The following is a 13,354-nucleotide window of genomic DNA, read 5'->3' as shown; positions in this document are numbered from 1 at the left end:
GAGCATAAACGTGTCTTTATTATTTGAACCGATTCAGTTTGGTCAGCTAGAATTAAAGAATAGAATCGTGATTGCCCCAATGTGTCAATACTCTGCAACAGAGCAGGGCGAAGTGACTTATTGGCATGAACAGCAATGGGCAAATTATGCATTGTCTGGAGCAGGTTTGTGTGTGATTGAGGCAACGGCTGTGCAGCCTGAAGGGCGTATTAGTTATGCCGATTTAGGACTATGGAATGATACACAGCGCGATCAAATTAAAACATTACTGACAAAAGTAAAGACACTTTCACCTATGCCATTTGCCATCCAGTTAGCGCATGCAGGCAGAAAGGCATCTACGGATAAACCTTGGGATGGGAAAGGTCAATTTAGCCCCGATCAAGAGCATGGTTGGCAGACCATTTCCGCCAGTCATATTCCATTTAATGATCACGATCATGCGCCACAGGAAGTGTCAAAAAATGGCATCCAAAAAATTATTCAAGACTTTAGCGATGCGGCTATTCGTGCGGTTGACGCGGGTTTTGATTTAATTGAGTTACACGCAGCGCATGGTTATTTATTACACCAGTTTATGTCGCCTTTAGCGAATAAGCGCAGTGATGAATATGGTGGTTGCTTTGAAAACCGTATTCGAATGGTAATAGAAACCTTTCAAAGTATGAAAGCTGCTGTTCCTGAAAACTTCCCTATTGGTGTACGTCTTTCTGCCCAAGATTGGCTTGATGGTGGTTGGTCGTTAGCAGAAACCGTTGAATTGTCGAAACAATTGGAAAGTTTAGGCGCAGCTTATATTCATGTTTCGAGTGGGGGATTGCATGCACAGCAAGACATTAAAATTGGCGCTAATTATCAAGTGTCATTTGCTGAAGCAGTTAAAAAAGCGCTGCATATTCCAGTGATTGCGGTGGGGTTAATTACTGAAGCTCAGCAAGCAGAAAGTATTCTCACAACGGGACAAGCCGATGCGATTGGTTTGGCACGTGCGCTGCTTTATGAGCCACGTTGGCCTTGGCATGCTGCTGCAACATTAGGTGCGAAAATTGAAATTGCACCACAGTATTTACGCTGTCAACCGCATGGTGTGAAATCACTCTTTAAACCCTTTCAACACTAAAATATGCTTGCAGAAAATGGCCGAGATGAAGTTGATCTAGGTCTTTTAAAAGATAAGGAGTCATGGTGGTTTTAACTGTTATTTTACCAATATGCCTGCTGCTGCTATTGGGATTTATCTGCGTAAAATTTGAATTCATTTTAGCTGAGCATATCCAAGGTTTAAGTCAGTTTGTTTTTAAAATTTCATTGCCTGCATTTTTACTGCAAGCTTTAGCCAGTAAGCGTTTCGATGAAATTTGGAATCCCAGTTATTTTATTGCTTATGGTGGCGGTTCGCTGATTATTTTTGCTTTGGCTTTTTTCTTGTATCGCAAATATTTTCAATGTCATTTGACCGAATCTGGGGTGTTGGCGATGGGTGCATCCATGTCCAATACAGGTTTTATTGGGACTGCGATACTGACGATGCTGATTGGGCAGCATGCGGCAATTTATCTGTCTTTGACCTTGATTATCGAAAATTTACTCATTGTGGCATTAACTTTAGTCATTGCTGAAGTGGGTATGCAGCAACATCAAGCGACATCTCAGTTACTTAAACAAACCTTATGCAATGTCATTAAAAATCCAGTCATTTTGTCTATTGTATTAGGAATACTTTGCGTCGTTTTGAATATTCAACTTCCATTCTACGTGGTTCAAGCTTTAGAAATGTTAGGTAAAACCGCTTCTCCGATTGCATTGTTTGTGATTGGTGGGAGTCTGGTGGGGATGAGTTTAAAAGCACTGAATATGCAAAGTGTAATTTTGGTCGGTTTTAAAATTGTGCTGATGCCACTGACTATTTTTGCTTTATTGAGTGTTTTACCCAATGTTAGCCAAGAAATGCTTTATGCCGGAACGTTGCTTGCTGCATTACCCATGCCAATTGTGTTTGGTATTTTTGGGAAAAATTATGGACTGAGCGATAAAGCCTTAACGGCTTTAATGTTAAGTACCATATTCGGTTTTATCGTGATCAGTAGTTTGATTGCACTTTGGTGGTAAATCAGGCTGACAGTAAAAAGCCCCTAATTTTTAGGGGCTTTATTGATTTAAAAGCTTTTAGCTTTTCTTTCCGGCTTTTTGTGGGTTTTTTGCTTCATCAGCAATCATTTTATCCACTACTGCTAAAGACTCTTTTGCCTGAGGCACATTTTCTTTTGCTAGTGCAGAGAAAATCTTTTTCGCTTCTACAAGGTTTTGCGGAACGATTTTACCATTGGTAAACATATTGCCAACAGCCATGAGTGCTGGAATATAGCCTTTCTGTGCTAAGTCTTGAATGCCTTTTAAGCCTTGCTTAATCGATGCTTCATTTTTATTTTTAAAACCTAAACTAATATCATATAACGCTTTAGCATGGATCGCCTGATAGTTATCCTTTTTAATTAAAGGATCTAATTTTTGCAATGCCAATTTTTCTGATGCAGGGGTACCTTCAGAAAAAAGTAAAACGGCTAAATCGACAGTGGCATCGTCAAAACCTTGTTTTGACGCTTTTTCTAAATATTGTTTGGCTTTATTCAGGTCTTGTTTAAGACCTAAGGTACCCGCCATATAATTTTTGCCTAGTACATAGTTGGCAACAGGGTAGCCTTTATTGGCAGACTCTTCGTATAGCTTAATCGCCTTTTTTTCATCTTTGGCTATGCCTTGACCTGTTTGTGTGAGGTAACCTAAATTATAGATTGCCTGCGGATTGCCAGTTTTTGCTAATTTATCTAATTCTTGATATGCGCCCTTCAGATCTTTGGCTTTGACCATGGTTTCAATTTTGGCAAAGGCAGGATCGACAGACGTTTTTGCTGTTTCTGCTAGAGCAAAATTTGAAGATAATGCGATGATACTGGCAAGTATGATTTTTTTCATAGTGTTAAAAACCTTTTATAAACATGCACATAATTCCATTTATGCGTTTAGTGGTATAGGGAAGACTCAAGTACAACATCATAAGTTTAATTATGTGAATGTAAATATATGAATTGTGTATTGCAATAAAATTTCGTAGCTATTTGCATTATTAGTGTTAAATCAATCTTAAAAATATTTACTATTACTTAAAAAGCTAAAGTCAAAAATGAAAGTTTGACTTGCTTATATAAAATGAGTATCAGAATGAACTTTGCTTTTTAGCCAATGTTTGTTTAAATCTCGGTTGAATTTTATAGCGAGTACATCCATGTTCATTAAAGGCATTAAGCGTAACTATTTAAAAGTGAGTCAGGATGAATCTATTGCTGATGAAGATAAGATTGATGCGTTATTAATGAAATTGGGCGCTGAGTTTTTGGTGAGTAAAGAAGATCGGGTCTATATTTTTGAGAAAGACGGTCATACTGCAAAAATTGATGCAAAACATGCACGGGCTTTTCATTTTAAAGATTATGTAATTAAAGATATGAATAAGTTGTTTCACGATTTTTAGGATTTTAACGCAATGAAAAAAGCCTCCGTTTGGGAGGCTTTTTATTTGGTATTTATTTTACTTACTGCGGACGTGCTACATCGCCATTCAAACTTTCAGGTAAAGCTAGAACCTGTAAACTTAGTTCTTCAAGTGCAGTAGGTTTTGCTACCACAAGTGCTTTGTAACCACCATCAATGGCAATACTATTGACGATTTGGACATTATTATTCAATTGAGTTGCAGGGGCAGGAACATCACCTGTGCCTTGAACAAGGTGCAACCAACTTTTCGGTTTTGCCTTAAACCAAAGACGTGCAATAATTTCCTGACCAATATAACAACCCTTGTCATAATGCACGCCTTCACGTTGATGTAGGCGTAATTCTTGTGGCTGGAACAGTTCCGCAGTCGTTGCCGAAATCCATGCCTGACCTACTTCAATTGCTTGTAGTTGCCATGCATTGATATCCGTTTCAGCCGTGCCAAAATCTGTGCTATCGCTATTTAAAGTAGGGAAGACTGGTGCAGCTTGTTCCAACTTCATTTTAGAAAATGCACCAAATTTTTTAATATGTTTGGCAAATTCTTCACTTTGATCTTGTGTTGTGACAATTTCAAAACTTTCAGGATTGATTTTTTTTAGCCACAAACCAAACTGAATCCGACCTTTTAAACTACAGATAGCCGTATATCGAGTAAGATTTTCTGCTAAAGCTGTAACGTTTAGAGTGACTTGGCCTTGAAGGAATTTTTGTGCATCCACACCATTTAAAGTGAATGAGGAGAAAGCTAAATGGCTCATTTATTACTCTCTAAAAAATAGATCTAATACTAAAGAATTAAACTCATTTTCCGCTATTTTGCAAAAAAATGCACTTTTACCGTAAATATTTTAAAATATATGTAACCAAGTGTTTCAAAAACCCCTGTTTTTGTATCTAAGATTATGAAATATATAAGATTTGGGAAATGGCTTTTTGACAGTGTACTATGCCTGCAAACAGAGTGTAAATCATCAACAAAAAACGTAGTAAAAAAATGATTCAAAAGGCAGGTAAGCTATGAACAACAACTATCGCAAAACACTGCAAAACACCCAGCTCGAATATTTTGATGTACGCCAAGCCGTAGAAGATATTCAGTCAGGCGCATATGCAAAACTTCCCTATACTTCAAAAGTACTTGCTGAACAGCTCGTGCGCCGTTGCGACCCTGCAATATTAGAACAATCGTTAAAAGAACTGATTAATCGTAAACAAGACCACGATTTCCCTTGGTATCCTGCACGTGTGGTCTGTCATGACATCCTTGGGCAAACGGCTCTTGTAGACCTTGCAGGCTTGCGTGATGCGATTGCAGAACAAGGGGGTGATCCATCTAAAGTGAATCCTGTTGTTCCAACACAGCTCATCGTAGACCATTCTTTAGCTGTGGAATTTGGCGGTTCTGATCCTGACGCTTTTGAAAAAAACCGTGCCATTGAAGACCGTCGTAATGAAGACCGTTTCCATTTTATCGAATGGACAAAAACAGCCTTTGAAAATGTCGATGTAATTCCTGCGGGCAACGGCATCATGCACCAAATTAACTTGGAAAAAATGTCGCCAGTGATTCAAAACCGTGGTGGCGTGGCTTATCCAGATACTTGTGTAGGCACAGATTCACATACGCCGCATACCGATGCTTTAGGTGTCATCTCTATTGGTGTGGGTGGTTTAGAAGCTGAGAATGTGATGTTAGGTCGTGCATCGTGGATGCGTCTTCCTGACATTATTGGTGTGGAACTGGTAGGTCAGCGTAAGGCAGGCATTACTGCAACGGATATCGTGTTGGCATTAACTGAGTTTTTGCGTAAAGAACGTGTGGTCGGTGCATATTTAGAGTTCTTTGGTGAAGGTGCAGACAGCATGTCGGTAGGCGATCGTGCCACGATTTCCAACATGACCCCTGAATATGGCGCGACTGCGGCAATGTTCTACATTGACCAGAACACCATTGATTATTTAACGCTTACAGGCCGTGAAGCAGATCAAATCAAACTTGTAGAAACTTATGCTAAAGAAATTGGTCTTTGGGCAGAGGATATGAAGCAAGCGCAATATCCGCGTGTGCTGCGTTTCGATTTATCAACTGTAACGCGGAACATTGCAGGGCCATCAAACCCGCATGCACGTGTATCTACCAGCGATTTAAAAGCCAAAGGCATTGCCGGTGTGGTTGAGCATCGTACCGACGGTTTAATGCCCGATGGTGCGGTGATTATTGCAGCCATTACCTCATGTACCAATACGTCTAACCCACGAAATACTGTTGCCGCAGGCTTGCTTGCACGTAAAGCCAATGAATTGGGCTTAGAGCGTAAACCGTGGGTGAAATCCTCTTTTGCACCGGGTTCTAAAGCTGCGGCTTTATACCTTGAGGAAGCAGGGGTATTACACGATTTAGAAAAACTTGGTTTTGGGATTGTCGCTTATGCATGTACCACCTGTAACGGCATGTCGGGTGCGTTAGATCCAAAAATTCAGCAAGAAATTATTGACCGTGATTTGTATGCCACTGCGGTACTTTCGGGTAACCGTAACTTTGATGGTCGTATCCATCCTTATGCAAAACAAGCATTTTTGGCTTCACCGCCATTAGTGGTTGCCTATGCCATTGCAGGAACCATTCGTTTTGACATCGAAAAAGATGTTTTGGGTAATGATAAAGATGGTAACCCAATTTACCTCAAAGACATTTGGCCGTCAGATGAAGAAATTGATGCTTTGGTGAAAGTTGCAGTGAAGCCCGAACAGTTCCGTAAAATTTATATTCCAATGTTTGATTTGGGTGTACATGAAAAAGCAGCTAGTCCGTTATATGATTGGCGTCCGAAAAGTACTTATATTCGCCGTCCGCCGTATTGGGAAGGGGCTTTGGCTGCACCACGGACTTTAGCCAATATGCGTCCGTTGGCAATTTTGGGTGACAACATCACCACCGATCATTTGTCGCCATCGAATGCGATTGTATTAGACAGTGCTTCGGGTGAATATTTGGCGAAAATGGGTGTGCCTGAGGAAGACTTTAACTCTTATGCAACGCACCGTGGCGATCACTTGACCACACAACGTGCCACATTTGCCAATCCGAAATTGTTTAATGAAATGGTTACTCGTACTGACGGCACGGTTAAGCAAGGTTCGAAAGCGCGTGTAGAGCCTGAAGGCGAAGTGATGCGTATGTGGGAAGCAATTGAAGTTTACATGAACCGTAAGCAACCGCTGATTATTATTGCGGGTAAAGACTATGGTCAGGGTTCAAGCCGTGACTGGGCTGCCAAGGGTGTGCGTCTTGCAGGTGTAGAAGCGATTGTTGCTGAAGGTTTTGAGCGTATTCATCGCACCAATTTGGTTGGTATGGGCGTGTTACCACTTGAGTTTAAAGCAGGCATTGACCGTAAAACCTTAAAGTTAGATGGTACGGAGCTTTATAGCGTGATTGGGAATATTGCGCCACGTTCTGACCTGACTTTGGTGATTGAGCGTGCGACGGAAGATGGTAAAAATGAAGTGGTTGAAGTTGCCGTGACCTGTCGTTTAGACACGGAAGAGGAAGTGCATGTGTATGAAGCGGGTGGTGTATTGCAGCGCTTTGCACAGGACTTTTTAGAAGGGAATGTGGCTTGATACTTTAAGCTAAAGTAATTGATATTGTTTAAAAAAGACCCTACTGTTAAGTGGGGTTTTTTACTGAGAATATGATGAAATCAGAATTACATGTTGAATTATTAAAAACGATTGAAGAACTAAAACAATTAATTGCTACGATTAGTTTAGAGTCTTTGGTAAATTTTGTAAGTATGCGACAGCATGAGTTTAATCATGGAAGATCTAAGGTATTAAGCTCACCTTTTCAGCAAGGGACTTATTTATTAGGTTTAGCTGTATCACAAGAAGAACCAGAAAGTCCTATTGAGTTTAGTCAAGATTTAGATCAAAAAATTAGTAAATTACTAAATAAAATATTCAATTTTTATACTCTTAACTATTTTGATGTAGATAAGAATAATGAGAATGATAAAAAAACAAAGCTAGTAGTAATGTCTGCTTTTATTCATTATTTTTTTACAAGTAAGACATTAAGCTCTCATCAAATTAGAGAGTGGGTTTTATTTTGGTTTGATGGATATTCTCCCCTAGTACATGATACTTATGGCTTTACTGTAAAAGATTTAATTGATTTTGCAAGTGCTTTAGAAGATGAAATTCAAAGAGCAATGGATGATTTACAAGAAGATTATAATTACTTGGATAAAAGTAGAGAAAATTTTTTATCAAAGTTAGATGAGAATATCGAAAATTATAATACTGAAATTAATAGCATTAGAAATGATGAAGAATTAAGAAAAAGAGGACAGAGACTTTTTGAAAATACTCTTAACTTATTTTCAATTGAGTCGTCTAAAGTTTTAGAAAAAATAGGAGCAGAAAAATATAATAATATATTGTCTGTGTTTGGCTTGAAAAGAGGTGGTGTTGAAGAAATTATATATCTTACTGATAAAAATCCTGTTTCGTTTAAATCTTTATTTTATGAAGAAAATAAAATTTATTATGTGTTGAATAATTCTTTTTTTATTTCAATCATTAACTTTTTAGAGGGGTTTTTATATAAAAATGTTCCAAATGCTCAAAAAATAGTAAAGGCTCGTGATAAAAAATTAGAAATAAAAACAGGCGAACTATTCAAGAAAATTTGTAGTTCTGATGCATTGTTTTATGAAAGTGCATTTGAAAATAATAATTCTAGAAATGAACATGATTTAGTAATTTATGATAATGGCGTTTTATTGATTGTAGAGGCAAAAGCATCGCCACCCAAAGAACCAATGCGCGATACTGAAAAGGCTTTTATTAAAATTAGAGGTCACTTTAAAAGTAGTACAGGATTACAGAAGGCATTTGATCAAGCAAATAGTTTAAAAAAGAGAGTGTTAGAAGATAAAAAATTAACTTTATATACCAAAAAAGGAAAGCTTTTAACAGAGATCCCTTTGAAAGAAATTAAAGTTATTCATACTATTTGTGTAACAAGGGATGATTTTGGTGCTCTTGGTTGTAATTTAAATTATTTATTAGATAAACAAGTTGATGAAACCTATCCTTGGGTAATAGATATTGCAAATCTTGACAGTATTGTTCATGCATGGGAACACTTAAAATTAAATTATTCTGACTTTTATGGATTTTTATCACAAAAAAATCAACTACATAATAAAGTAGTGAGTATGGATGAGTTAGAATATGTTGGTGCATATTTAAAGTATGAGGGTGGTTTGCAAGGATTTATTTCAGCGAAAGCCGATTACATCCCACTCGCATTAGAGGAGGCAGATATTTTTGATGAGATTTATTTTAAAACATTAGCAGGCGAAAAATATGAGTTAAAGAAAATTCCTATGAATTTACAACGTTTAATTAGAGAAGATTTCTTTGAGCACGAAGCCGAAGAGTTTAGAAAAAAAGTAAATAGAAAGCCGAAGTCCAAAATTCAAAAAAAATCGAGGAAAGCAAATAGGGGAAAATAAAAAGTTTTGAAATCATTTCTTGCATAAATGACATCATCAACTGTCGAAATGGACAATAGACAACCATCACAAAAAAGTTATACTAGGTTCACCATTTCTAAAAACATATGGAGAACAAAAATGGTTACTGCTGGCGAAAAACCCGGAACAGGCTTCTATTTTTGTATTCAGTGCGGACGTCGCACTTACTTAGAAATTGGTACAGACCGTTTACCCCCGTGTACCAAATGCCATGGCACTGAATTTAAAAAATAAAAGTGCCTAGCGACATTCATAAAACAGCCAATCCTGTTTTATATAAAAGCCCTATCACTTGATAGGGCTTTTTGTTAATTTATAATCAAATGAGATAAAACAATAACAGCCAATCACAATAAATAAGTTTGGAGAACACAATGGAAACAATATTAGGTTTATGTATAGGTATCGGTTTAAGCGCTGCCTGTGGTTTTCGTGTCTTTGTCCCTTTGTTGGTGATGAGCGTGGCATCCCTGATGGGATGGTTTGAACCGATGAAGGGCTTTGATTGGCTGGCAATGCCTTCTGTGTGTATTGCTTTAGCGGTGGCAACGGTTTGTGAAATAGCAGCTTATTATGTACCGTGGGTGGATAATTTATTAGATACAGTTGCAACTCCTGCGGCGATGATTGCAGGGACGCTTGCAACAATGGCGGTTAGTAGTGGGGAAATGTCACAGTTTGCCAGTTGGGCGGCAGCGATTATTGTCGGTGGTGGTACGGCAGGTGCAGTGCAAATGAGTACAGTTGCAGTTCGTGGTTTATCAACAGCAACAACGGGTGGTATTGCAAACCCTGTGGTTTCTACAGGTGAGTGGATAGGGGCATTTTTACTGTCGGTTTTGTCGTTGATGGTACCCGTGTTGGTCGTTGCGCTTGTGTTGCTATTGATTGTTTTAGCAGTGCGTTGGGTAAGACGGAAGAAACAAGAAAATATGAATAGTGCTGTGCTGTAAGTATGGAATACTGATGAAGTGGTTATTTTAATTTTATATCAATAACCAATGAATTTTTAAAACCATCACTACGTATATGCTTGATGTACTGTTTATGAGAAAAATACAATTTTTTTCTCCTTAATAATCGATGTTCACACTTATGAAAATTTTAATAAAAACGATGAAACCTAAACTACTCCTAAGCACATTTCTAACCTTATCAGCCACATTTTTTATTCCTCAAATTACTTTTGCACAAGAAACAAAACCCACATTCGAACAAGTCAAACTGCAAAAAGACCAAATCAAATATAAGACTTATATTCCTGCCAAATATGTGTTGTTTGAAGCGGTTGAAGGTGACTTAAATAAAGATGGCGTAAAAGATTTGCTCTTAATTGTGAAAGGAACAAATCCTAAAGAATGGGTCGATCATGAATATCGTGGAAAACTGGATCGAAACCGCCGTGGCATCATTGTCTTGCTTGCCGATAAAGATAAATACAAACAAGTCCTAAGCAACCTCAGTTGTTTCTCCTCAGAAAATGAAGAGGGTGGCGTGTATTTTGCGCCGGAGTTATGGATCTCCATCGAAAAAGGCTTACTCAACGTTCATTATGGTCATGGGCGCTATGGCTATTGGAACTATAGTTTTAGAGCACAAGACAATGACCTACGCTTAATTGGTTATGATGATTCCAGTAATCATGGACCATATGTTCAAAGCGAAACCAGTATCAATTTTTTAACGGCTAAAAAAGTTATTCGTAAAAATTTAAATGAAGACTTCGATGACGACCCAAAATTTAAAGAAACATGGAGTAAAGTTAATTTAGCACCGATCTATTTATCCAAAATTAAAGATTTTGACGAATTAGGTTTTTCAAAATTTTAAATGGATGACAGGATGTTTTAAATAGACGATTTAATTCTCTTATTTGGTGTTTTTGCGAAATAAAAAATCAATATCTTATTCAAAATGGTAAAAAATACTATTATTTTAATTTTATATGAGAAATTTTACTAAAAAATATGAAAATTGGTTTTTCTTAGGGAAATAATTCCGAAGCGATCTTGTTAAATTGTATCTCAAGGGTGTGACGGGGATCGAAAAGAGTAGATGCTACCAGTTACTTATAAAGTCAGTGTGGTACTCGCCCAAAAGGTCTCGATTCGGCTTAGGACGCTATAGATCACAAGTTTATAGGCTAAAAGTTATCGCTTACAAAGCTATAATTGTTGAAGTAAAACATAATGTTTTCCCCAACACCCTAAAAAATTATTTATCGAATAAAACAGAATAAGAATGTAAAAATAATTAAAAATCATAAATATAGAATAAATTTTAAATTAAAAAATGTAGATACAAATGAACAATTCATATCCATATATCAAATCTGTTACTTTAAAGGCAATCTGCTGCTATGCAGGGAATCGTTATATATCCTGAGTCTCTATTAAAAATAATTTCAACGTGTTTTGTTCTACTGTGCTAGCGATAATACAACCACAAAAACTGGATAAAAATAATTGGTAAAAGGAGTTTAGTCTAATGAATCAACTCAAACCCGCACTTATTTTAGGTGGTTTAATTTGCTTGGGTATGATTATCGCGGGCTGGATTTTAGCCAATAGCGCACTGAAAATTAAACAATATGAACGGATTGTTTCAGTCAAAGGTTTATCGGAACGTGAAGTGAAAGCCGACGTGGCAGTGTGGCCCATTCGTTTTAGTTCAGCCAATCAAGATCTGACCCAGTTATACGACACGATGGAAACCCATACTCAACAAATTCAGGCATTTTTAAAAAGTGAAGGTTTTACGGCAGAGGAAATTACCACTGCTGCCCCCGGCACCACCGATAAATATGCCCAACAATATGGCGGCGATGCAAATGTTGCGCTACGTTATACCGCCCATCAAACCATTACCGTATATACTCATAAAATAGATGCGGTACGTGGGGCACAAAGTCGTTTAGTGGTATTGGGTAAAAAAGGCATTGCCTTTGGTGGCGATGACTCTGGACAACGAACCGAATATTTATTTACCAAATTGAATGACATTAAACCTGCCATGATTGAGCAAGCAACGCAAAATGCACGCAGCGTTGCAGAAAAATTTGCTGCCGATTCTAAAAGCGGTTTAGGTAAAATTAAATCGGCAAATCAGGGCTTGTTTAGTATTGAAGATCGGGACAGTAATACGCCGTACTTAAAGAAAGTACGAGTCGTGTCAACGGTGGATTATTATCTGGCAGATTAAGCTGATACGACCTTATCCAGTGATTGACAGCTGAATTTTTCCTTATTATTTTTCCTCTAAATTTTTTCGATTACGCCGTACACTATGCCTTCAAACCACTTTGTTTATATGCCTCCGCAACAACCACTTTGCATCGTCTATGAAGATGATGATTTGCTGGTGATCGACAAGCCTGCGGGTTTATTGTCTGTACCCGGGCGTTTACCTGAGCATCATGACAGTGCCTATTTACGTGCTGTTGAAAAATACCCGCATGCCAAAATTACCCATCGCCTAGATATGGCAACCTCGGGTATTTTAATGTTTGCTAAGCATCTTGGCATTTAAGCAGCCGTTGAGTGGAGAACATATTGAAATTAAAGGAAATATGCCTTTTTAATTAATTTTTAGGCAAGTGACTCAGTTAGGAACGTTGGTTTTAAGCATGTAACCTTTTGTCTACTCATTATAAATAGCATCTGCAAATTGAAACAAACTTGAGCTAATCTAAGTACAATGCTATAGCTGTACATAATGAAGATAAGGAAACTCCCCATGACACGTAATTTTGAACAATTTCCAGATGACGACAATGGTAATGTACTTTGGCAAATGGCTGAAGATGGTGATGACCTAACAGAAGCGCATGAAATAGAGTTTTCTATTGCATTCCAAACTGAAGAACAAGCTGAAAAATGTGCACTTTATTTGCTTAAAGAAGAACAAAAAATCAGCATGTTTGAAGATGAAGAGTCTGACACGGCAGAATGGGTCATTACGATTTATGTGTATATGGAACCTGAATATTCAGACATCGTGGATTTAGAAGAATGGTTTGGCAAAATTGCAGAACAACATGGCGGTGAATATGACGGTTGGGGTTGCATGGCTTACGTTTACGATGATGAAGATGTTGAAGAAGAATAAATATAAATTAATAATTTATTATTTTAAAAAGCATGCTCAATAAGGCATGCTTTTTTATATATCATGAATACAACTAAAACCATAAAAAAGCCAAAACGATACAAAAGTTAAAGTTACACAGCGTAAAATAACTCCCTTATAAAACA

General features: G+C 37.6%; 12 protein-coding genes and 1 pseudogene. 11 read left to right on the top strand and 2 right to left on the bottom strand.

Annotated features, from left to right (window positions below; genetic code table 11):
• The first annotated feature begins 10 nt into the window (after window positions 1-10).
• Window positions 11-1,120 carry an NADH:flavin oxidoreductase/NADH oxidase gene (locus B9T25_RS08260; protein ID WP_086187960.1) on the top strand — a complete coding sequence of 370 codons (1,110 nt, stop codon included), beginning with the start codon at window positions 11-13 and terminating at the stop codon, window positions 1,118-1,120.
• A gap of 65 nt (window positions 1,121-1,185) precedes the next feature.
• A complete protein-coding gene (locus B9T25_RS08255) occupies window positions 1,186-2,109 on the top strand; it encodes an AEC family transporter (protein WP_086188021.1) in 924 nt (307 codons plus the stop codon).
• Window positions 2,110-2,166: 57 nt separating this feature from the next.
• Here the strand turns inward: B9T25_RS08255 and B9T25_RS08250 are convergent, their stop codons facing one another.
• Window positions 2,167-2,973, bottom strand: a complete 807-nt coding sequence (locus B9T25_RS08250; RefSeq protein ID WP_086187959.1) for a tetratricopeptide repeat protein — start codon at window positions 2,971-2,973, stop codon at window positions 2,167-2,169.
• Between the two features lie 310 nt (window positions 2,974-3,283).
• On the opposite strand from B9T25_RS08250, the gene B9T25_RS08245 reads away from it, so the two are divergent.
• Entirely contained in the window at window positions 3,284-3,529 is a 246-nt protein-coding gene (locus tag B9T25_RS08245) for a hypothetical protein (RefSeq protein WP_086187958.1), read from the top strand.
• 61 nt (window positions 3,530-3,590) lie between these two features.
• Here B9T25_RS08245 and B9T25_RS08240 read toward each other — a convergent pair whose 3' ends face one another.
• Window positions 3,591-4,313: a YgfZ/GcvT domain-containing protein gene (locus B9T25_RS08240; protein WP_086187957.1), complete on the bottom strand. Its 723-nt coding sequence runs from the start codon at window positions 4,311-4,313 to the stop codon at window positions 3,591-3,593.
• Window positions 4,314-4,572: 259 nt separating this feature from the next.
• Here B9T25_RS08240 and acnD point away from each other — a divergent pair, with 259 nt between their 5' ends.
• From acnD to B9T25_RS08200, 8 genes and pseudogenes are all read left to right on the top strand, one after another.
• Window positions 4,573-7,179, top strand: coding sequence for a Fe/S-dependent 2-methylisocitrate dehydratase AcnD (acnD, locus tag B9T25_RS08235; RefSeq protein ID WP_086187956.1), 2,607 nt, complete (start codon window positions 4,573-4,575; stop codon window positions 7,177-7,179).
• A 74-nt stretch (window positions 7,180-7,253) separates the two neighbouring features.
• Window positions 7,254-9,080: a hypothetical protein gene (locus B9T25_RS08230; protein ID WP_086187955.1), complete on the top strand. Its 1,827-nt coding sequence runs from the start codon at window positions 7,254-7,256 to the stop codon at window positions 9,078-9,080.
• A gap of 27 nt (window positions 9,081-9,107) precedes the next feature.
• The gene (locus B9T25_RS14445) at window positions 9,108-9,335 is read left to right on the top strand and encodes a zinc ribbon-containing protein (RefSeq protein ID WP_322853459.1); all 228 of its coding nucleotides are present in this window, start codon (window positions 9,108-9,110) and stop codon (window positions 9,333-9,335) included.
• 140 nt (window positions 9,336-9,475) lie between these two features.
• Complete coding sequence (locus B9T25_RS08220; protein WP_086187954.1) at window positions 9,476-10,054, top strand: DUF4126 domain-containing protein; 579 nt, start codon at window positions 9,476-9,478, stop codon at window positions 10,052-10,054.
• A gap of 142 nt (window positions 10,055-10,196) precedes the next feature.
• Window positions 10,197-10,931 (top strand): hypothetical protein, encoded by a 735-nt coding sequence (locus B9T25_RS08215; protein ID WP_416202357.1) that lies wholly within the window; start codon window positions 10,197-10,199, stop codon window positions 10,929-10,931.
• Window positions 10,932-11,588: 657 nt separating this feature from the next.
• The gene (locus B9T25_RS08210; RefSeq protein WP_086187953.1) at window positions 11,589-12,302 is read left to right on the top strand and encodes an SIMPL domain-containing protein; all 714 of its coding nucleotides are present in this window, start codon (window positions 11,589-11,591) and stop codon (window positions 12,300-12,302) included.
• 84 nt (window positions 12,303-12,386) lie between these two features.
• A pseudogene (locus tag B9T25_RS08205) lies at window positions 12,387-12,617 on the top strand (pseudouridine synthase); the annotation flags it as partial.
• 219 nt (window positions 12,618-12,836) lie between these two features.
• Complete coding sequence (locus B9T25_RS08200) at window positions 12,837-13,208, top strand: ribonuclease E inhibitor RraB (RefSeq protein WP_086187952.1); 372 nt, start codon at window positions 12,837-12,839, stop codon at window positions 13,206-13,208.
• The last annotated feature ends 146 nt before the right edge of the window (window positions 13,209-13,354 follow it).

Origin of the sequence: Acinetobacter sp. ANC 4470 (assembly GCF_002135335.1) — a bacterium.
Lineage (GTDB): Bacteria > Pseudomonadota > Gammaproteobacteria > Pseudomonadales > Moraxellaceae > Acinetobacter.
The sequence above is the reverse complement of the archived record's forward strand: the minus strand, read 5'-3'. Positions and strand labels throughout refer to the sequence as shown.

Bases quoted from the DNA above. Each gene is read 5' to 3' on its own strand.
- B9T25_RS08245 (WP_086187958.1), top strand. From the start codon at position 3,284: ATGTTCATTAAAGGCATTAAGCGTAACTATTTAAAAGTGAGTCAGGAT.
- B9T25_RS08210 (WP_086187953.1), top strand. From the start codon at position 11,589: ATGAATCAACTCAAACCCGCACTTATTTTAGGTGGTTTAATTTGCTTG.
- B9T25_RS08215 (WP_416202357.1), top strand. From the start codon at position 10,197: ATGAAAATTTTAATAAAAACGATGAAACCTAAACTACTCCTAAGCACA.
- B9T25_RS08240 (WP_086187957.1), bottom strand. From the start codon at position 4,313: ATGAGCCATTTAGCTTTCTCCTCATTCACTTTAAATGGTGTGGATGCA.
- acnD (WP_086187956.1), top strand. From the start codon at position 4,573: ATGAACAACAACTATCGCAAAACACTGCAAAACACCCAGCTCGAATAT.
- B9T25_RS08220 (WP_086187954.1), top strand. From the start codon at position 9,476: ATGGAAACAATATTAGGTTTATGTATAGGTATCGGTTTAAGCGCTGCC.
- B9T25_RS14445 (WP_322853459.1), top strand. From the start codon at position 9,108: ATGACATCATCAACTGTCGAAATGGACAATAGACAACCATCACAAAAA.
- B9T25_RS08250 (WP_086187959.1), bottom strand. From the start codon at position 2,973: ATGAAAAAAATCATACTTGCCAGTATCATCGCATTATCTTCAAATTTT.
- B9T25_RS08200 (WP_086187952.1), top strand. From the start codon at position 12,837: ATGACACGTAATTTTGAACAATTTCCAGATGACGACAATGGTAATGTA.
- B9T25_RS08230 (WP_086187955.1), top strand. From the start codon at position 7,254: ATGAAATCAGAATTACATGTTGAATTATTAAAAACGATTGAAGAACTA.